Source organism: Labrenzia sp. THAF35 (assembly GCF_009363595.1).
GTDB classification, from domain to species: domain Bacteria; phylum Pseudomonadota; class Alphaproteobacteria; order Rhizobiales; family Stappiaceae; genus Roseibium; species Roseibium algicola.
This window is the reverse complement of sequence record NZ_CP045380.1, coordinates 1,170,251-1,189,966: the sequence shown is the minus strand read 5'-3', so window position 1 is coordinate 1,189,966 and position 19,716 is coordinate 1,170,251. Positions and strand designations below refer to the sequence as shown.

At 61.4% G+C, this 19,716-nt stretch carries 14 protein-coding genes; 11 read left to right on the top strand and 3 right to left on the bottom strand.

Annotation, left to right across the window (positions count from 1 at the left end; genetic code table 11):
• Positions 1 to 241: 241 nt before the first annotated feature.
• Positions 242 to 1,381, bottom strand: a complete 1,140-nt coding sequence (locus FIU93_RS05435; RefSeq protein WP_152505022.1) for a PepSY-associated TM helix domain-containing protein — start codon at positions 1,379 to 1,381, stop codon at positions 242 to 244.
• 342 nt (positions 1,382 to 1,723) lie between these two features.
• The gene (locus FIU93_RS05430) at positions 1,724 to 2,695 is read right to left on the bottom strand and encodes a nitronate monooxygenase (protein WP_152505021.1); all 972 of its coding nucleotides are present in this window, start codon (positions 2,693 to 2,695) and stop codon (positions 1,724 to 1,726) included.
• Positions 2,696 to 2,770: 75 nt separating this feature from the next.
• Here FIU93_RS05430 and FIU93_RS05425 point away from each other — a divergent pair, with 75 nt between their 5' ends.
• Positions 2,771 to 3,610 (top strand): LysR family transcriptional regulator, encoded by an 840-nt coding sequence (locus tag FIU93_RS05425; protein WP_152505020.1) that lies wholly within the window; start codon positions 2,771 to 2,773, stop codon positions 3,608 to 3,610.
• A gap of 12 nt (positions 3,611 to 3,622) precedes the next feature.
• Here the strand turns inward: FIU93_RS05425 and FIU93_RS05420 are convergent, their stop codons facing one another.
• Positions 3,623 to 4,531 carry a LysR family transcriptional regulator gene (locus FIU93_RS05420; protein ID WP_023002376.1) on the bottom strand — a complete coding sequence of 303 codons (909 nt, stop codon included), beginning with the start codon at positions 4,529 to 4,531 and terminating at the stop codon, positions 3,623 to 3,625.
• A 162-nt stretch (positions 4,532 to 4,693) separates the two neighbouring features.
• Here FIU93_RS05420 and FIU93_RS05415 point away from each other — a divergent pair, with 162 nt between their 5' ends.
• The 10 genes from FIU93_RS05415 (at position 4,694) to FIU93_RS05370 (ending at position 19,675) form a co-directional block, all read left to right on the top strand.
• Positions 4,694 to 5,734: a hypothetical protein gene (locus FIU93_RS05415; RefSeq protein WP_055660346.1), complete on the top strand. Its 1,041-nt coding sequence runs from the start codon at positions 4,694 to 4,696 to the stop codon at positions 5,732 to 5,734.
• Positions 5,694 to 6,890, top strand: a complete 1,197-nt coding sequence (locus FIU93_RS05410; RefSeq protein ID WP_152505019.1) for an MFS transporter — start codon at positions 5,694 to 5,696, stop codon at positions 6,888 to 6,890. The genes FIU93_RS05415 and FIU93_RS05410 overlap by 41 nt, the downstream gene beginning before the upstream one ends.
• An 82-nt stretch (positions 6,891 to 6,972) precedes the next feature.
• A complete protein-coding gene (locus tag FIU93_RS05405) occupies positions 6,973 to 7,233 on the top strand; it encodes a hypothetical protein (protein WP_023002373.1) in 261 nt (86 codons plus the stop codon).
• A gap of 88 nt (positions 7,234 to 7,321) precedes the next feature.
• Positions 7,322 to 8,848, top strand: coding sequence for a YifB family Mg chelatase-like AAA ATPase (locus FIU93_RS05400; protein ID WP_062485844.1), 1,527 nt, complete (start codon positions 7,322 to 7,324; stop codon positions 8,846 to 8,848).
• A 39-nt stretch (positions 8,849 to 8,887) separates the two neighbouring features.
• A complete protein-coding gene (locus tag FIU93_RS05395) occupies positions 8,888 to 10,012 on the top strand; it encodes an FAD-binding oxidoreductase (RefSeq protein ID WP_152505018.1) in 1,125 nt (374 codons plus the stop codon).
• A 98-nt stretch (positions 10,013 to 10,110) separates the two neighbouring features.
• Positions 10,111 to 11,034, top strand: coding sequence for an iron-siderophore ABC transporter substrate-binding protein (locus FIU93_RS05390; RefSeq protein ID WP_286202407.1), 924 nt, complete (start codon positions 10,111 to 10,113; stop codon positions 11,032 to 11,034).
• Between the two features lie 288 nt (positions 11,035 to 11,322).
• Complete coding sequence (locus FIU93_RS05385; RefSeq protein WP_152505017.1) at positions 11,323 to 13,782, top strand: hypothetical protein; 2,460 nt, start codon at positions 11,323 to 11,325, stop codon at positions 13,780 to 13,782.
• Positions 13,779 to 15,863 (top strand): peroxidase family protein, encoded by a 2,085-nt coding sequence (locus FIU93_RS05380; RefSeq protein ID WP_152505016.1) that lies wholly within the window; start codon positions 13,779 to 13,781, stop codon positions 15,861 to 15,863. The genes FIU93_RS05385 and FIU93_RS05380 overlap by 4 nt, the downstream gene beginning before the upstream one ends.
• A gap of 116 nt (positions 15,864 to 15,979) precedes the next feature.
• On the top strand, positions 15,980 to 17,740 hold the full coding sequence (locus tag FIU93_RS05375) for a sigma-54-dependent Fis family transcriptional regulator (protein ID WP_152505015.1): 1,761 nt from the start codon (positions 15,980 to 15,982) through the stop codon (positions 17,738 to 17,740).
• A gap of 135 nt (positions 17,741 to 17,875) precedes the next feature.
• On the top strand, positions 17,876 to 19,675 hold the full coding sequence (locus tag FIU93_RS05370; RefSeq protein WP_152505014.1) for an NAD(P)/FAD-dependent oxidoreductase: 1,800 nt from the start codon (positions 17,876 to 17,878) through the stop codon (positions 19,673 to 19,675).
• Positions 19,676 to 19,716 lie beyond the last annotated feature (41 nt).

The window sequence follows — 19,716 nt, the reverse complement described above, 5'->3', positions numbered from 1 at the left end:
CAGCGTTGCGAAAGCTTGAAAATGAGCCACATTTCCTGCGCTTCCGCGCCTTGAGGAAGACCAATCCACCTCAAACCATTTCATCTTCATTTATGGGTCCACACCCTAGAGCACGTCGCGTTTAACCTGAAAAATCCTGCATCGCTTTTTGCGTTGAAATCTCTGATTTCAGAAAGCGAGAAGCGATGCCGATAAAATGCGATTTGCTCTGGGTGCCTCAGTCCCGACAAGAGAGCAGGCCTCAGGCCTGCTGAGCGCGGCGCCGGAAAAGCGGCTGGATCAGCCGGCGATAGGCAAGCGCAAAGCCTGTGTAGAAGAGAAACACCGACGCCAGCGAGGCAAGCCCCGCGAGCGTTTGGCCGATGAAGCCATAGACCTCGCCGGTGTGCAGAAATCTCAGGAAGACCCTGGCGCGCCGGCCTGCCGGCTGGTCTTCAGCGCCGCTGACGCCCAGAACCTTGCCTGAAACCCTGGAGACCGTATAGGTCGTCTGGCGGGAAAGCTGAGTGCCGTTGCCTGTATCGACGGTCATCACCACACGTGCAGCCTGTCCGTTGGGCAATTTGACCGAAAGTGTCTGCCAGTCCGGTTCGGCTTGTTTCAGCGTGTCGGCAATGGCCTGCAGGCTGACGGCTTCACCCTGAGCGCGGTTCTGACCCTGGCGTTCTTCACCGGCAGCCTGACCGGTTGCTGCGGGCGAAACCGGCCCGAAGACGGCGGCCACCATGTTGCTGGCCCAGGGATAGGAAATGACGACGCCGGAGACCACAACGGCAAACAGCGGTACGAGCGACCAGATGCCGAACACATGGTGCCAGTTGTAGTCGCGTGCCTTCGCGGTCGGCAGGTTTCTGCGGAAGAGAAGGTTCAGTTTGACGATCCGCCAGGTCCATTTCTTCGGCCACCAGAGATAAATTCCGGACACCAGAATGAACAGGAAGCCGAGATTGGCAGCACCGGTCACGGCCCGCCCAAGGCTGCGGTTTTCACCTGTAAGGGCAAACCAGCGGTGCAGCGCGGTCACCGTGCCAAAGAAGGATTTTGTGCCCTCCGCGGCATTGTCGATCCGCTCCCCGGTATAAGGGTTGAGCAAATGGTTCTCGCGGCGGCTGACCGAAAGTGTGGCCGGGGCGCCGTCCTGCCTTGGCAGGACCAGCGAATTGCCGGGTTGGCCGCCGTTGGCCAGAACGGCAGTTGCCAGTTCGTCGACAGAGAGGAGCTGCGCATCGGCCGGTTTTTCGACCGCGCGGCTTTCCATGTAGGAGATGATCTGGCGCTCGTAGGTCAGGACCACGCCGGTGGCTGACATCAGGAGGATAACGAGACCGAAGGCGACCCCGACGACGAGATGCGCCCAGAAAATGATGCGTTTGAAAGACATGGTGCTGCTGCCCGTTTCAGACCGGATTTGACGGTTGCCGGGTCCTCTTCCACCGGCTTCAACAGGCCTAAGCCGAAGATCTCGCTGCGTCAAAGGCAACAGCAGGGTATTTGGCCGAGAATTTGTAACCAGTTGTCGCCACCGCGAAGAACCGGGCACTTGGTGATTTCCGTCAGCAGCTCAAAAGCCCAGGGTTTCCGGGGGGCCACATCAGGTCCCGGTGCCAAAACCCTCAGGAGTGTCCCAAGCCGCATACAATTTGCCGCACCACCGGCTGGACGGAAAAGGCTTCGATAGTGACGGGAGTGGGTGACAGGGAGGTCTTGAGGAAGCGGTGCGAATTCACCCGATGACGAAATCCGGGGCGCGAGCAAGAAGCGCTGCCGCCTCTCGAACAGTGTTCTCGACAATCCTTGCTGCCGGTTGAACGGTTTTCACAAGATCGAGGGATTCTCCGGCAATCAGGGCGCGAACGGAATAGTCGTCCGGATCGGCAGCCTCATAGGTTTTCTGGATCTTGTGAGCCGCGCCGGACAAACCTGCCGGATCTTCCAGCCAGGGGCGGGAAAACGCATTTTGGACAACCCGTCCTGTGAATTGCGACGGCCAGTCAAGACCGCGAGCAACGTCGAAAACACTGGACCGGGCCGTGTCGTCCCCGTGCGCCTTGGTCAGGGCAACCTTGGCCTGTTCCGATCCGTTCGCCTCGACGCTTGCCCAGAAACGGGTTCCCATCATGACACCGTCCGCGCCCAGCATGAGAGCTGCTGCCAGTCCGCGCCCGTCCGCAAGCCCGCCGGCAGCCAACACGATTGTCTCCTTGCCGGCGGCATCGCGAACCGCGGGAAGAAGGGCGGACAGACCCCGGTCCATGCCGTGACCGCCACCTTCCTGGCCTTGGGCGACGAGGACGTCCGTTCCGGCCTTCAGGGCCTGTTCGGCCTGGTCCAGTCGTTGCACCTGCCAGATTGTGGGAATACCGCGCTCCCTGGCGGCCTTTACGATCGGTTCCGCGTCACCGAAGGAAACGAACAGGGCCGCCGGATTGCGGTCGAGGATCCGATCCACGAGGGCCGGTTTTTTCAGAAGACTCCAGGTGATGACACCAAGACCGACCCGCTGGTCGCCGGCCGCATCGAAGGCAGCGTCGATCCAGTCCGGGTCGCCGTAACCGGCGCCGATAATACCGAAGCCACCGGCGCGGCTGACTTCAGCGGCCAGATGGCCGTCCGAAATCCTGTCCATCGGCGCCAGCACGACCGGATGGGAAACGGCAAAGCGGCGGGTAAAGGGCGTGTCGAGCAGGGGTTTCATGCAGACACGCTGCCATGAAAGTCATTTCAGGAAAAATGATTGAAGAAGGAATTTGATATCTCTAATTTGGATAGTATGGACATCGTGCTTTTGAAAACACTGATGGCAGTCGCCGAGACAGGCTCCTTTTCGGGGGCTGCCCAGGCGCTGAACTGCGTGCAGTCGAACGTCACCTCCCGTATTCGGCGTCTTGAGGAACAATTCGGCCAGAAGGTCTTCCAGCGCAGCAAGGCCGGGGCCCGGCTGACGGAATTCGGTGAACAGGTTCATGCGCGCGCGATCGTGCTTCTGCAACAATTTGCGGCGGCCGAGCGCGATCTTCTGGAAGCTGCCGGGGCAGGTGCGCCGCTCAGGCTCGGCTCCATGGAAACAACGGCAGCCGTTCGCCTGCCCGCTCTTCTCAAACGTCTGAGGGACAAAAGCACAGCACCGCTTTCCCTGACGACCGGCCCGACCGCAGACCTGCTGTCAAAGGTGTGGGATCAGAAGATCGATGCCGCCTTTGTCGCCGGGCCTGTCGACAAGGCCAGGTTTCAGGCGGTTCGCGCCTTCAGTGAACAGCTTGTCTGCGCCAGTGGTCCCGCCACTTCGGAGCAGGGCCCGCTGTTGGCCTTTCGCCATGGTTGCAGCTACAGGGCGGCGGCGCAGGCGTGGCTCGGCAGTATCGGCCAGAGCGACAGGGAAGTAACGGAAATGGGCACGCTGGAAGGAATTCTGGGCTGTGTGGAGGCCGGTCTCGGGTTCACGGTTGCTCCGGAAAGCGCTGTCCTGGGCTTTCGCAATGCCGACCGGTTGACGACGACCCCGCTCCCGCCGCCTTTTGGCGAAACCGTCACCTATCTTGTCTGGCGCGTCGACCGCAAACCGGTCGAGGCGCACAGGAAGCTGCTGGAAATCCTGGCAGAACGGGCCTGAGGCTTCAGGCCGTCAGACCACCCGCAAATCTGGCTGTATCTTGCCCGCCAGCGCCGAGCGCGGCGCGATGGCGTTCTGCAGGAGGTCGTTGAGATGTTCTTCCAGGTAGTCGACGATGGGCGATTGCGTTGTCGACTGGGTGTAGATCGCGAGCTGTGTTGCCGGAAGCTTCGGAAAACCATCCTGCTCCTTCAGGATCTTGAAGCCTTCCAGAATGGCTCCCGACGGCAGGCAGCAAAGGCCTGCGCCCGACAGAACGGCCACCTGGGCGGCGGCAACGCTGGTGGTGGTGATGCGCTCGTACCACTGCCGTCCTGCGCGGGCGAGCGAACCGAAGGAGATTTCCCGGAACGGGCAGGGCTCGGGAAACATGATCAATGGCAGCGGATCGGTTAGCGGGCAGTTGTCGCCAACCGCCCAGTGCAGCGGTTCCTCGAAAATCTCGACCGGCATCTGCTTGGTTGACGAGACGAGGGCTATTGCGAGGTTGATTTCGTTGTTGGACAGCATTTCGTGCAGTGTGGCGCTGTCGGCGACCGTCATCTCAAGTTTCACGTTGGGGTGAATGCGCACGAAATTGCAGAAGATCGATTGCAGCTGGCCGGTCGCATACCATTCTGGCAGGCCGACATGCACCGTGCCGGTCAGTTCCGGCGCAGACAGGCGCAACCTGGCTTCCTCGTGTGAGCGCAGGATTTCCGTGGCGTGTTGATAAAGGATACGCCCGGCGGGCGTGAGGTTCATTGTGCGCGCGCTGCGCTCGATCAGCGGTTTGCCGACCCGTTCCTCCAGACGCCGCAGCTGAGTGCTGACGCAGGGTTGTGTGCGGTTCAACCGAGATCCCGCATGTGTGACGTTGCCTGCTTCTGCAACAGCCACAAAGGCTTCCAGCAACTCGATATTAAAACGGCCTATGGTCATGTCCCTGCCTCCGTTTTAGCGCAAGACGACCTATGCGGTTTTCCGCCGGTCCAGCGCCACACAAGCATAACGTTCCATTATGGGGCGCTTCAATTATAAATTTAAGGGTCGGTAAAAAATCCCGTAATCCGAGAGTCTCTTTTGTCAAAACAGGTATCCGCCATGACTTTAGCGCTTTCCTATGGCCAGCCGGAGCATGGGCCAGATCACCAGACGACCGGCCCCCTTTCGCTGCAACAAAGAGTTCACAGGGCAATTGCCTGCCACACGGAATTCAGTCTCGATACGATCCTGACCCAGGACAACCGGGTGAAATACACAAACGAAGGCAGTTCGGAGACCGCAACCGGTCCTCTGGACGAGGTGTTTCAGCTGATGCGCCAGCTGAACGAGACCGGCATCGCATCGGACACGCTTGGCCGAATTCATGAAGACGGCAGGTCTTTTCGGGCGGCGCTGGAAGAAAGCTGCGGGCGGATTGCAACCGAGCTTGCAGGCGAGCGGCTGGTGTATGTCGAGCTGGGGCCGGAGCCGGTCAAGACCGGGTTCATTCTCAAGACACTGCAGGGCCTGGGCGTCATCATAGATCGTTATATCGCCGTCGACATCAACCCGATGTCGGCTGCGCCGATGCGGGCAGCCCTCGCGGCGATCCTGCCGGACACGCCACTTGAGTTTGTCACCGCGCCTTTCGAGGCCTGCCGCCTGGAAGACATGATCGAAGACGGTGCGCCGCCCGCACTCGTGACAATGCTCGGTTTTCAGGAAGGCAATGACGATCCGGCAGTGGTCAACGGCTGGCTGCGGGACATTACCCGGCCAGGAGACCTGCTGCTGTCCGAAAGCCAGCTCTACACCATCGAACAGACCGACAAGATCTCCGGTTTTTACGCCCACCCGGCCATGCAGCGGTTTTCGCGCATCGCGTTCGAACGAGCGGTGGACCGCAGTTTGCCGACGCTGAATCGCTTCTTTTTGCTGCCTGTCGTGTTCGAGGATGGCCAGAGTGCGCAAGTGGCCATTCTGGCCGAGGAATTCGCGCATTCAATCAGCGGAAGAAACTTGCATGTTTCCAACTTCTGCCTGAAACTCACGCGCGATCAGTATCGCTCGTACCGGCAGGAGGGTGGCCATTTCGAAATATTCGGCGAGAGCTACACGGATGACCAAACACTTCACTTCCAGCTCTCCCGCCGGGTTTGAGATGACCTTGGCACAGACCCGCGGTCTTACTGCCGCGGGCCTGGCCATCGTCGCTGTCACCTACGGACTGGCACGCTATTGTTTTGGCCTGTTCCTGCCGGAAATCCGTCAGGAATTCGCGCTGTCGCCGGAAACGGTCGGCCTGATCGCCGGTCTGTCCTATCTGGGCTATCTGGCGGCGACTTTCGTCGGTTCCTGGTTGTCGACGGTGTTCGAACCGCGCTTGCCGATCCTGCTCGGCGGCCTCGCCGCCACAACAGGCATGGCCATGATCGCCTTGGCACAGACACCGTTCATACTGGCGCTTGGCGTCTTCGTTGCAGGAGCAAGCCCGGGCCTTTCCTATCCGCCCTTTTCCGATGTCATCGTGCGTCATACGGAACTCAGCCGGCAGAACAGCGTCTATGCCTGGATCAACTCCGGCACCGGTTTCGGCGTTGCCTTTGCCGGGCCGCTGGCTCTCTTCGCCGGTGGTGACTGGCGGCTCGCCTGGCTGGTTTTCGCGGTTATCGCCTTCAGTGTAACGATCTGGAACGCAGCCACCTTGCCTAGGCGCAGTGTGCATCTGGAACATGCCCGGCCCAGGGTGTCCGTCTGGATCCTTATGGATCGGACAGCGCGCGGACTGTTTGTCGCGGCATTTCTTTTCGGCATCGTCACCGCCGTCTACTGGACCTATGCCGTCGAACTCCTGACCATGCTGACGGGCAATCCACGAGACGCAATCCTGTTCTGGATCGTGTTGGGCATTTCAGGCGTTACCGGCTGCTTCGCCGGTGGTCTTGTCGATCGCTGGGGTTTGCAGGCTGCCTATCGTGTCCTGGCGGTTCTGGTCGGGACCGCAATCGGCACTCTGCCCCTGCTGGTGGAAACAAGACTCGGGATCTACGTGTCAGCGGCCTGTTTCGGCGTCGGTTTCATCGTGATGACCGCCCTTTTCGGCATGTGGAGCATGAGGCTGTTCCGGCAGGCACCGTCCATCGGGTTCGGCTTTACCTTCTTCCTGATTTCCCTGGGGCAGGGGGTCGGGCCCGTGCTGAGCGGCTTTCTCATTCCGGTTGTCGGCCATTCGGCGCTTTTCTTCGCAGCCGGGCTTCTGTGCTGCGGCCTGGCGGGCTTTGCGGCCGGAAGGCAGGCCGAAGGGGTCAGACCATAACAGCGGGTTATGGTGGCCAACGCCCACATAACCGCTATGTGCTGGCCTTTCCCGGAAATTGCAAGCATGTTGGCAGCACGCTATGATTGATGAACAGAATGCGATTGGATCGATGATACTCACCGCCGCCAACACCGCCGGGGCCAAGCTCGACATGGAGCTGTGTCGGGCCCTCTATGAAAAAGACCCCGACCGACTCCTTGAGCTTGTGTCCGACTGGCTGGAAACCAACGGTTTGCAGCCGAGTGAAGACTTTAAGGTGCCCGCTTATCTCGATGCAGTTCTGACCCGTGCCAACTTCACTGTTGCCAGCGGAAGCAAGCTGCGCGTGCTGGTATCCTGACTAGGCAGACCCCGTCTGTTCCATATTTGTTCTTGCGTCTTTTATCGACATATGCTTCGTTGACCTGCATCTGTAAGTAGAGGTGAATATGGTCAGCCGGATCACGACGGTCGCGTTTCGGGGCATCGAGGCAGTTCCGGTAGACGTGCAGGTACATGTCGGGCCGGGCATGGTTGCCTTCACCATCGTCGGCCTCCCGGACAAGGCCGTTGCAGAAAGTCGGGAACGAGTTCGCGCGGCGCTTGCCGCTTCAGGCCTGGCCCTGCCGGCCAAACGCGTCACAGTCAATCTCGCCCCTGCCGACCTGCCCAAGGAAGGCTCGCATTACGATCTGCCGATCGCGCTGGGCGTTATGGCCGCCATCGGCGCCATACCGGCTGAATTTCTGGAAAGATACGTTGTTCTCGGCGAGCTTGGTCTCGACGGCACGCTTGCGCCTGTTGCCGGTGTCCTGCCGGCCGCCATGGGCGCCAACGGCATCGGCAAGGGCCTCATCTGCCCGGAAGCCAGCGGCGGCGAGGCCGCCTGGGCCGACGCAGACATGGACATTCTCGCACCTCGCTCGCTGATCCAGCTCGCCAATCACTTCAAGGGAACTCAGGTGCTCTCCCGGCCGGTGGCCCGGCTGCGCGGCAATGCCGGTGTGCTGCCGGACCTTGCCGAGGTCAAGGGACAGGAAAGCGCCAGACGGGCGCTGGAGATCGCCGCTGCCGGCGGGCACAACCTGCTGATGACCGGTCCTCCCGGCTCCGGCAAATCCATGCTGGCGCAGCGCCTGCCGTCCATCCTGCCGGCCCTGACCCCGCGCGAGCTTCTGGAAGTGTCCATGATCGCCTCGCTCGCGGGCGAGTTGGCCGAAGGCAAATTGACCGATCGACGTCCCTTCCGCGCGCCGCATCACTCCGCCTCCATGGCCGCCCTTGTCGGTGGCGGGATGCGCGCCCGGCCCGGTGAGGTCTCGCTCGCCCATAACGGAGTGTTATTCCTCGACGAGCTTCCCGAGTTCAATCCGCAGGTTCTCGACAGTCTGCGCCAGCCACTGGAATCGGGTGAAGCGGTAATTGCCCGCGCGAACCACCGGGTCACCTATCCGGCCCGCATCCAGCTTGTGGCGGCCATGAACCCCTGCCGCTGCGGCCATGCGGGCGAGCCGGGCCACCAGTGCCGCCGGGGCGAGCGCTGCGTCACCGACTATCAGGCCCGGGTGTCTGGACCGCTGCTTGACCGGATCGACGTCAGGATCGATGTTCCGGCCGTTACGGCGGCCGACCTGATCGGCCCTGCGGCCAGCGAACCGTCCGCCGTCGTGGCCGCTCGGGTCGCTGAAGCGCGCAGCATCCAGGCAGAACGCTTCCTGGAACTTGGCCTTGCCTGCCGCACAAATGCCCAGGCACCGGCATCGATTGTCGAAACCATGACACGGCCAGATGACAAGGGGCTCGCTTTCCTGCGCGATGTTGCCGAGCGTCTTGCCCTGAGCGCACGCGGATATCACCGCGTCCTCAAACTCGCCCGCACGCTGGCCGATCTGGACGGTGCGGATCAGGTTGGCCGCATTCACCTGGCGGAGGCCTTGAGTTACCGCGGCGAAGACATGTCCCGCAAGGCGGCGTGAAAGCGTTGATCGTGACACCGCGAGGGATTGTCTGACGCAATGACAGCAGACGTCATCATCATCGGCGGCGGTGTTGCCGGGCTGAGCGCGGCCTGTTTTCTGTCCGAGTTTGCGCAAGTGACGCTTCTGGAGCGCGAGCCGGCGCTGGCAACGCAGTCTTCTGCCCGCACGGCAGGGCAATTCACGGCCGGCATCTCCGCCAACATAATGCGCGCACTGGCCGCGGCAAGCCGTGCGTTCTTTCAGGCGCCGCCGCCGGGATTTTGCGAGCAGACGCTTGTCGCGCCCCGCGGCTGCCTGACGGTTGGGCGTGAGGAGCATCGGCCTGTTCTGGAGAAGCTGATGGCAAGGCTGCAGGAGGCCGGGTCGGACTGCCGGTTTGTTGACAGACAAGAGGCTTTGGCCCTGTTTCCGGCCCTCCGGCCGGAACGGGTTCATGCGGGAGTTTTCGAAGCGGATGCGATGGATATCGATGTCGATCTGCTGCTGCAATCCTATCGCAAGGCGGCGGCTGCCAATGGCGCTCGCTTCGTCTGCAAGGCGGAAGTCACTTCCATCCGGCGGATTGCCGACACATGGCAGGTGACGGTCGGAGACCGGACGGTGTCGGCGCCCGTTCTGGTCAATGCGGCCGGGGCCTGGGCGGACCGGATTGCGGATCTTGCCGGTGTCCAGACGCTTGGCCTCAAGGCCTTTCGCCGTTCGGCCTTCACGTTTCCGCTTCACCGTAAGGACGCCGGTGTCTGGCCACATGTCACGACGGCTGATTACACCTGGTACGTCCATCCGCAGCCGCACGGCTTCACGGCGTCACCGGCAGAGGCTGATCCGGTTTCTCCGGGAGAGGTTTATGCAGATGATCTTCGCCTTGCGGAGGCGATCCATCATATCGGCATCGACACCGAGCTGGCCGTGCCGCGTCCATCCGCAAGCTGGGCGGGACTGCGCACGTTTGCGCCTGACCGAAACCCAGTCTGCGGCGGATTTCCCGATCATCCGGGTTATTTTGTCAGCGCAGGCCAGGGCGGATGCGGGGTTCTGACATCCCCGGCGATGGGCAGGGCACTGGCGGCCCTCGTTGCCGGCCGGGACTTGCCGGGTGATCTGTCCGCCTGCGGTATCACTCAGGACCAGCTTGCACCCGGACGGTTCCTGCAGGCCTGAGCTTCTTCATTTGACAAAGACGGCAATTTCCAGGAAAAAATTCCTCAAGCCAGTCGGGGTTCGGCAAGCCAGATAACCTGTAATGCCGGAGATACCCCTTGCGTTTTCTGTCCAGCCTTTGTTTTTGCGCAGCCCTGTTGCCAACCTTGTTGCCCGGCGCCTTGTCCGCTGCCGAGATTACCCATGCCATGGGCACCACCGAGGTGCCGGACACTCCGCAGAAGATTGTCGTTCTCACCAACGAAGGCACCGAGGCAATGCTCATGCTGGGCAAGACGCCTGTTGGGGCTGCGTCATCCTGGTATGGCGATCCCTGGTACCCGCATCTGGGCGACCGGATGGCCGGAGTTGAAGTTGTCGGGACGGAGCTTGCGGTCAACCTGGAACGGCTGGCCATGCTCGAACCGGATCTGATCCTCGGCAGCAAGAAGCGGCACGAGGAAATCTATCCTCAGCTCTCCGCCATTGCGCCCACGGTGTTCGTGGTCAATGCCACGGATTTCAAGGACAACATGAAGCTCTATGCCAGCTCGGTCGGCATGGAAGCGGAAGGCGAAGCGCTCGTCAGTGCCTATGAGGCCGACGTTGCCCGGTTGCGCGCCGCCCTCGGCGAGAATGCCGGCGACACGGTTTCCGTCGTCCGTTTCGTGCCCGGCCAGCTTTACGTTTATCGCCATGACAGTTTCTCCGGTGTTGTGCTGAACGACATCGGTTTCAAGCGGCCCGAGGTACAGGCGCAGGACGGTCTGGCTCTTGCCGTCGGCAAGGAAAGCATCCCGAACATGGAAGCCGACCGGATGTTCTACCTGACATATGACACAGGCAATGGAGAGGGCACGGCCCTGGAGGGCGAGACGCTGAAAGACCCTCTCTGGGCCAATCTGGAAGTCGTCAAGGCGGGAAACGCCCACAAGGTCGATGACGGTGTCTGGGCAACGTCGCAGGGCATTCTTGCAGCCCGCGCAATGCTTCGGGACATCGCCCGGATCTACGGGACGGATGTCGACCTCAGTTCCAACTGAACTCCTGTGAGGCAACAGGGCCCGGATCAAAAGTTTTGACCCGGGCCACCTTGCCATCCCGAGCGTCTGGCACGGTGCAGAAATGATTGCCGGAACGAAGAAATACAACCCGGTGACCAAATCAGGTTGTATTTCAAAAGGATGCCGTCACACCACCGTGACGGACAACGGCCGGAAACCTTCCCTTCCCTGAAAATAAAAGCTAGCCTTACGTAAGGTAATTAAACGCATCGGCAGTTGAAGAGCCGGACCATGCGTTTGACCCACCAACGCGAAAGGGCGGGCTGAATGGCCTCGAGAGAACCGGCACGGCCGGGCAAATCGGAAACCGGTGGAGACGCGGGGCTGATCGACAGCATCGCCCGTACCAATGCCGAGGCCATTTGCACGGTTCCCGGTCTGGCGCGACGCCCACAGCACCCGAAACATCACGGCTGTGTCCGCGCCCGCTTCATTATCGGCGAAGTGCCGGAGGACTTGCGTCACGGTCTCTTCGCGTTGCCGGGCACATATGACGCCCTTGTCCGTTTTTCCAACGGCCGCCAACTGGATGACCGGAAGCGGGACGCCCACGGCATGGCCATCAAGGTGCTGGGCATCGACAGGGAGTGGCTGTCGGCTGAAAACCCGGACGGCAGGGTGCAGGACTTCATTCTCGTCGACCATGAAACCTTTTTCACCGGTGACCTCGGCGACTACGACGACATCAACACCCTGCTGCTGAAACGCGGTCTTGCCCGCTTGAAGCCCTTGTCCCGGCTTCTGTTCACGGGCTTCTATCTCTTCGGCAGGATCCGGGCCTTTGTCTCTCATCGTCCCGTGTCTCCGCTTGCAAGCCGATACTTCAGCACCACGCCTTATCGGCTTGGCGATCTTCTGGTGAAATATACCGCGACGCCAAGACCGGTGCCGGTGGATCCACCTGAGGTCCGGTCCGCACGCGATCAACTGGCCGTCGCGCTGAGGGAAACCCTGATCCGTTGCCCGGTCACTTTTGAATTCGGCGTCGATGTGCAGATAGATCCGGCCGCGCAGCCGATAGATGATCCGTCGATTACCTGGTCGACGGTGCCGGGCGCGCGTCACGAAAAGCTGGCGACGCTGGAAATCTTTCAGCAGGACGTCGATCAACACGCCCCACTGGCGGAGAACATCGCTTTTTCACCCTGGAACAGCCTGCCGGCGCACGAGCCCGTCGGCGCCATCAACCTTGCCCGGCGACAAGCCTACGAGAGTGCCGCTTGCAAGCGGCATGAAGTCAATGGCGTTGTTCCACCCGTCTTTGCCGGCATTCCGGAAAGCTACAAGATGCAACAACCCTCCGTATCGCCCAGAAACGACGGCATGCCGCTTTGGTTGGCGATTGTCGCCGTGCTGCTGCTGATCGCCTGCCTGGTCCTGGAAGGCAAGCGCCTCACCATCAAGCCGGGTCCGCCACAAACCTTTGACAATCCGGTCGCCGAATTCAAATACGGTTCCATCGGCGCCGAATGGGACGGTTTCCCCTATATGGTCTGGCGCGAATTGCCGGCAATTTTCAAGGACGAGCTGCCCGAAGGCTGGCGCACATTCGGCTTCATCGAGGAACCGGGACAGGAACTTCCGATCGGCTTCAGCATCCGGCGCGTCGGTGTGCCGAGGGTCGGCTTCAATTGCGCCACCTGCCACAGCGCGGAAGTCACCGCAGGCGGCAACACCATGTTGTTGCTGGGTGCACCTGCCGAAACGCTCGATATCCAGTCCTACATCCTGTTCCTTGGCTACGTTGCCGCAAGTGACAAGCTGACGGCGGATGCGGTGATCGAAAGCGCCGCGCAGGCCGGCAGACCTCTGGGGCCAATCGACCGTCTGCTGGTGCGCACCATTCTTGTACCCGGCATCAAGGACCAGGCCGATGGACTGGCGACCGCTTTCAGCTGGATGAAGGTGAAACCGCAGCATGGCCCCGGGCGCACGGACGCGGGCAACAACTGGCGCGCGCGCTGGGGCTATGGCCCGGAAAAGGACGAGGCTGTCGGAACGGTCGACTTTCCCTCGGTCTGGAACCAGGGCATCCGCGAGGGGGGCTGGTTCCACTGGGACGGCAACAACAATTCGCTGATCGAGCGCAACTATTCCGCCGCCCTTGCCGGCGGCGCCAAGGAATGGCTGCTGCAACGCGGGCTGATCGATGCCCAGGCGGAATGGCTGCGGGACCTGCCGCCGCCCGCCTACCCCTTGCCAGTCAATGCTGACATGGCAGCAGACGGCGCTGCGATATACGAAAGGGAAGGCTGCGGCACGTGTCATGACCCAGGAGGCGAGAGCTTCGGGCAGGTCACGCCGCTTTCGGACCTTCAGACAGACCCGGCACGATCTGACCTCTTCGACGAAGCCTTCGTCAGCCGCTTCGGCGATGTCGGCAAGGGGTACACCTGGCGGTTCTCGCACTACCGGGCAACGGACGGCTATGCCAACACGCCGCTGGACGCCATCTGGGCACGCGGGCCCTATCTCCACAATGGTTCCGTGCCGACGCTTCGGGCGCTTTTGTCACTGCCGGAAGACCGTCCGGCGACCTTCTATCGCGGCTGCACGGATTTCGATCCGGTGGACGTCGGCTTTGCCTGCGAAAGTGGCTTCCTGTTCGACACGCAGCTGACCGGCAACGGCAATGGTGGACATCTTTACGGCACCGGTCTTCCGGACGGCGAGAAATCCGCACTGATCGAATATCTCAAATCCAAGCAATATGCGGGGCGGTCATGAGGCTTAGCGCATCCTTCAAGGGAACGTTTCTCGACATCATCTGTCTGCTTGTCGGGACGATCATGGCCTATCGCGGCGTCGAGGAATTCTTCCGCTACGATTTCGATCCGATACACATGGTCCTCGGGCTGGCGCTGGGGGCCGGCGCCTATGCCAACTGGCTCATGTTCCGGCGGCTGCGCATCGGTTACTGGATCTTCATCGGCGGCAATGTGGTCGTCGCCTTTGTGTTCATATTCGTGCTGCAGGATGTCTGGCACCACCACGTCTGGCCGCATATCCTCTATGCCCTGGTGTTCGTGCCGTTTCTGGATCAGCTCGGCGTCCGTTCCGAGAGGGACGTTCTGCGGGATCCGCCGGTGCACAAGCGGATCCTCGGTTTCATCGGCGGCCAGGCACTGAAACTGGCCGAGGCCTTTCCCGCCCTCGTCCGGCTGGTCAAACGTTGCGGTCCGCTCAGCCGGGTGATCAACCGTCTTGTCATCAACGGCATCTCGAACGCGCCTCCCGGCCGTCCGCTTCCGCTCTCCCTCTGGACGCCGCATGACCCGGAAACGCATCTGGAAATGGTTGCGGGCCCAAAGGATCCGGAAAAGACCACCAGCACCTTCGCCAGCTGGCCGGGTCTGGTTGACCGCCGCTACACCGGCCGGCACCTGCCACCCGTCGATCAGGATTTTGTCGATGCCCTGCCGGAAGTGCCGAGGGTGGCGGAACTTTACCGGCGCAAGGCGATGGTCGAGAGCGACACCAGCACGCTGTTCTGCTTCTTTGCCCAGTGGTTCACCGACAGTTTCCTGCGCACTCATCCGCTGAACAAGCGGCTGAACACCTCGAACCACGAAATCGATCTTTGCCAGATCTATGGTCTTGGCGAGGAAACCACCTCGTTTTTACGGGAAGGCGCTTTTCTGAAGTCCCGGCAGACGTCCGTCGGCGAGCTGCCGCCGCTGCTCGCGGGCCCGGATCTGGCAGTCAAAGCCGAGTTTGCCGGCATTCATTTCATGCCCATGTGGGCAACGACCTTCCTGGGGGCCGATCCGGAATGGGGCGCGGCGAAAAAACTTCGGGAACTCCTGGCCGGTATCGGGGATTGGGCCGTCACGCCGGAGCGCTGGAAATGCCACTATGCGGCCGGCCTGGAACGGGCCAATTCCACGATCCTCTACAGCGCGCTCAACACGATCTTCCTGCGCGAGCACAATCGTCTCGCGCGTGAGATCGGCAAACGGAACCCGCACTTCGGTCCCGACCGCGTCTTCGAAACGGCCCGCAACATCAACATCGTCAAGCTGCTCAAGGTCATCATCGAGGACTATATCAACCACCTTGCCAATTCGCCGTTCAAGATCTTCGTGGAGCCTGGCGATGCGGACAAGCGCCTGTGGTACCGCACCAACCGGATCTCGCTGGAATTCGATCTGCTTTACCGCTGGCATGCCATGGTTCCGGATCGGTTCCTGTTCCAGGGCGAGGTACTGGAAAACGAGAATTTCCGTTTCAACAACACGATCATCGAAAAACACGGCGTCGAGGCGGTCATCGATGCGGCGGCGAGCCAGCGGGCAGGCAAGCTGACCCTTCACAACACCCCGTTCTTCCTGCAAGGCGCGGAAGAGCGCACGCTGGCGTTTGCCCGCAGGTTCCGGCTCGCCCCCTTCAACGCCTACCGCGCCTCCTGGAAGCTGCGTCCGTACGACAGTTTCCTGGAACTGACCGGAGGCGACGCCGGTCTGGCGGGAGAGCTGGAAGCACTCTATCCCGACTGGAACGGCGTGCGCGGCATCGACCGGGTCGATCTTCCCATCGGACTGCTGGCAGAAGACCAGATGCGGGCGCGCCCCCTGCCGCCCCTGCTTCTGGCCATGGTCGGGTCCGACGCCTTCTCCCAGGCACTCACCAACCCGCTTCTGGCAAAGAATATCTTCGGTCCGGAGGTCTTCACCGAGTATGGCATGACGGAAATCGAGGCGACGTCCACCTTCCAAAACATTGTCGATCTCAACGTTGCCGCCAACGCCAGAAGGCCGAATGCGAATTTCACCATCAACAAGGACACGCTTCTGACCTGGCCAGGCTGATATTCCTGGCCGGGCTTCCCCGCTGCACAGGCTTTACGAACGCAGAATTGCGCCGGCAAAATTTGCAAAGCCTGCCCGAAAGGCTATCGTGAAGTGCTGTGTCAAGGGAGGATGACATGCGCGACCTTGAACATGTGAGTGAAATCGACCGCGTATTGAAGGGGTACGAGACCGGCAGGGATGGGCTGGTGTCGGAAAGCTGGCGGCGCTGTGTCCAGACGTACGGCATGGATCCGGCGCGTCCGGAACCGGCACATATCGTCACCGAGCAGCAACTGCGCGAACATCAGGAGCAGTCCGAGCGGTTGATCGCGACGGCTCGTTCCGGCCTGCGCACCCTGTTCAAGCAGGTGGCCGGGCACAACTACGTGCTGCTGCTGGCCGATGCCAAGGGTGTGTGCGTCGACTTCTTCGGCGATCCGCGGTTCGAGGACGATCTCAGGCAGGCGGGCCTTTATCTCGGGTCCGACTGGTCCGAGGATCTTGCGGGAACCTGCGGTGTCGGCTCCTGCATCGTGACGGGGGAAGCCGTCACGATCCACCAGAGCGATCACTTCGGGCTGTCGCATACACCGCTGTCCTGTACGGCGGCCCCCATCTACGACACCTGCGGCAAGCTGGCGGCGGTTCTGGATATTTCCCTCCTGCGCTCCCCAAGCCCGAAATCGAGCCAGAACCTCGCGATGAACCTGGTGAAGGCTTCCACTCGCCGGGTCGAGATGGCCAACCTGATGGCGACCACGCGCAAGGAATGGGTCTTGCGCTTCTCGACATCGCCGGAGTTTCTGGAAGTCGATCCGGAAGCCGCCATCGCCCTGGACGACAGCGGGCGGATAACGGGAATGACGCACGGCGCGCTCGCGTGTCTGGCCCCGACCGGCTCCACAGACCTCATGGGAAGCCGGATCGACATGTACCTGGACCTGGATGTCGACGATCTGCCGTCCCTGATGCGAGGCCGCCCGGCGGAAGATCGGGTTCTGCGCCGGCGCGACGGTGGTGGGTTATACGGTCATGCCATCGCTCCGCAAGCCGCTCGCATGGCACGCAGCCCCGTTTCCGGGACCTTGCCCACGCCGCTACGCGGCATCTGCGGGCAGGATGCGACGCTGTCGCAGGTGGTGTCGAAAGTTGCCCGGCTTGCACCAACGCAGGTTCCGATCCTGCTGTCTGGCGAAACCGGAACGGGCAAGGAATATCTGGCAAGAGCCATCCATGTTCTGGGTCCTGCCGACCGGTCGTTCCATACGCTCTGCTGTTCCGCTCTGAAACCGGAAAAGGTTGGCGCCTTGTCTGACGCTGCAGCCGGAACGCTGTTCCTGCGCGGGATCGAAGATCTTGACATGGTGGGCCAGGCTGCCTTGCTTGCCTTGCTGGAACACCGAAGTGATCTTCGCGTGGTCGCCACCACGCGGCAGGATCCGGCAGGTTCCACAAGCATCCGCGCATTGCGACCGGAACTCTATTTCAGGCTTGCCGGGTCTCTCATCCGGATCCCGCCGCTCCGGCATCGCCAGGATTTCGACTGGCTGGTCGATCGCCTGTTGCGACGCTCTCCGCGGGACCTGCGCCTGTCACCTTCGGCACGCGCCGAACTCAGCGGCCGGCATTGGCCGGGCAACATCCGTGAACTCGCGACCTTGCTGGATGTCGCGACAGCGCTTGCAGAAACCGATGTGATCGACCTTACCGATCTGCCGCAGGCCTCTCTGTCCAGACGCGTCGAAACCGACCCGAAACAGGATCTGGAAGCACTTCTGGACGCCTGTGGCTGGAACATGTCCCAGGTCGCCCGAAGGCTTGGCGTCAATCGGTCGACGGTGCTCCGGCGGATGCGCTCTCTCGGCCTGGAGCCACACCCCAAGCCGCGTGCATGACTATCTGTTGCGTCCTGTTGCGTGCGCAACAGCAAACGGAGTTTCTGCCCCTTAACGTCATCAATTGACGGGCGTTCCATGGAAAAATGCAGGGGCGCTCTGCATTGTTTCCTCCATAAACAGGGAGGAACTGGAATGCTCGACAAACCATTGGTTCACGAGACCGAGACTTTTCTCAACACTTTCGGCAAGGCGCTGGAAGACGGCAAGATCGACGCTGCAACGGACATGTTCCTGGACGATTGCTACTGGCGGGACCTGATTGCCTTTACCTGGAACATCAAGACCGTCGAGGGCAAGGACCAGGTCCGCGACATGCTGGAAAAGCAACTGGCCTCCACCGGACCGAGCAACTGGCGCATCGCGGAAGGCGAAATACCGACGAAAGAGGGCGATGTCGTCACGGCCTGGATTCAGTTCGATACCGAACGGGCCCGCTGCTTCGGCCTGATCCGGCTGAAAGGCGGCAAGATCTGGACCCTGCTGACAACCATGGCCGAGCTGAAGGGCCATGAGGAGCCGAAGGGCTTCAACCGGCCGCTGGGGGCCAAGCACGGCGCCAGCAAGCACCGCACCAGCTGGAAGGAGGAGCGCGAGCGTGAACTGGCGGACCTCGGTTACAAGACCCAGCCCTATTGCCTGATCATCGGTGGCGGCCAGGGCGGCATCGCGCTCGGCGCGCGCCTGAGGCAGCTTGGTGTGCCCACCATCATCGTGGAAAAGAATGACCGGCCCGGCGACAGCTGGCGCAACCGCTACAAGTCCCTCTGCCTGCACGATCCCGTCTGGTACGACCACCTGCCCTACATCAAGTTTCCGGAAAACTGGCCCATCTTCAGCCCCAAGGACAAGATTGGCGACTGGCTGGAAATGTACACCAAGGTCATGGAACTGAACTACTGGACCCGGACCGTTGCCAAATCCGCAACTTACGACGAAGCAAAGAAGGAATGGACAGTCGTCGTGGATCGTGACGGCGAGGAAGTGGTTCTGAAACCGAAACAACTGGTCATGGCAACCGGCATGTCGGGCAAGGCGAACGTTCCGAAATTTCCCGGCATGGATACCTTCAAGGGCGACCAGCATCATTCGTCCAGACATCCGGGGCCGGATCAGTATCGCGGCAAGAAGGCGGTCGTGGTCGGCTCCAACAATTCGGCGCACGATATCTGCGCGGCGCTTTGGGAAAATGATGTCGATGTGACCATGGTGCAGCGGTCCTCCACCCATATCGTGCGCTCCGACACCCTGATGGACGTAGGCCTCGGCGCGCTTTACTCGGAAGAGGCGGTCCGGTCCGGCGTGACGACGGAAAAGGCGGACCTGATCTTCGCCTCACTGCCCTACCGGATCCTGCACGAGTTCCAGATCCCCGCCTATGCGGAGATGAAGAAGCGGGACGCGGACTTCTACGAAGGGCTGGAGAAAGCCGGATTCTGGCTGGACTGGGGCGACGACGAAAGCGGCCTTTTCCTGAAATACCTGCGCAGGGGCTCCGGCTACTACATTGATATCGGCGCCAGCCAGCTCATCATCGACGGCGAGATCAAGCTGAAGCGTGGCCAGGTCACCGAGATCGTGGAAGACGGTGTCATCCTGGACGATGGCGCGAAGCTGGAAGCGGACGTGATCGTCTATGCCACCGGCTACGGTTCCATGAACGGCTGGGTTGCCGACCTGATGGGCCAGGACATGGCCGACAGGGTTGGTAAGGTCTGGGGCCTTGGTTCCGACACCACCAAGGACCCGGGTCCCTGGGAAGGCGAACAGCGGAACATGTGGAAACCGACCCAGCAGGAAGCGCTCTGGTTCCATGGTGGCAACCTGCACCAGTCGCGCCATTACTCCCAGTATCTGGCGCTACAGCTGAAAGCGCGGATGGAAGGCCTGCCGACCCCGGTCTACGGCCTTCAGCAGGTGCATCACCTGTCCTAACCGGAAACGCGGACAGGACCTGACCAAATGGAAGAGCCGGG

Bases quoted from the DNA above. Each gene is read 5' to 3' on its own strand.
- FIU93_RS05435 (WP_152505022.1), bottom strand. From the start codon at position 1,381: ATGTCTTTCAAACGCATCATTTTCTGGGCGCATCTCGTCGTCGGGGTC.
- FIU93_RS05430 (WP_152505021.1), bottom strand. From the start codon at position 2,695: ATGAAACCCCTGCTCGACACGCCCTTTACCCGCCGCTTTGCCGTTTCC.
- FIU93_RS05425 (WP_152505020.1), top strand. From the start codon at position 2,771: ATGGACATCGTGCTTTTGAAAACACTGATGGCAGTCGCCGAGACAGGC.
- FIU93_RS05420 (WP_023002376.1), bottom strand. From the start codon at position 4,531: ATGACCATAGGCCGTTTTAATATCGAGTTGCTGGAAGCCTTTGTGGCT.
- FIU93_RS05415 (WP_055660346.1), top strand. From the start codon at position 4,694: ATGACTTTAGCGCTTTCCTATGGCCAGCCGGAGCATGGGCCAGATCAC.
- FIU93_RS05410 (WP_152505019.1), top strand. From the start codon at position 5,694: ATGACCAAACACTTCACTTCCAGCTCTCCCGCCGGGTTTGAGATGACC.
- FIU93_RS05405 (WP_023002373.1), top strand. From the start codon at position 6,973: ATGATTGATGAACAGAATGCGATTGGATCGATGATACTCACCGCCGCC.
- FIU93_RS05400 (WP_062485844.1), top strand. From the start codon at position 7,322: ATGGTCAGCCGGATCACGACGGTCGCGTTTCGGGGCATCGAGGCAGTT.
- FIU93_RS05395 (WP_152505018.1), top strand. From the start codon at position 8,888: ATGACAGCAGACGTCATCATCATCGGCGGCGGTGTTGCCGGGCTGAGC.
- FIU93_RS05385 (WP_152505017.1), top strand. From the start codon at position 11,323: ATGGCCTCGAGAGAACCGGCACGGCCGGGCAAATCGGAAACCGGTGGA.
- FIU93_RS05380 (WP_152505016.1), top strand. From the start codon at position 13,779: ATGAGGCTTAGCGCATCCTTCAAGGGAACGTTTCTCGACATCATCTGT.
- FIU93_RS05375 (WP_152505015.1), top strand. From the start codon at position 15,980: ATGCGCGACCTTGAACATGTGAGTGAAATCGACCGCGTATTGAAGGGG.
- FIU93_RS05370 (WP_152505014.1), top strand. From the start codon at position 17,876: ATGCTCGACAAACCATTGGTTCACGAGACCGAGACTTTTCTCAACACT.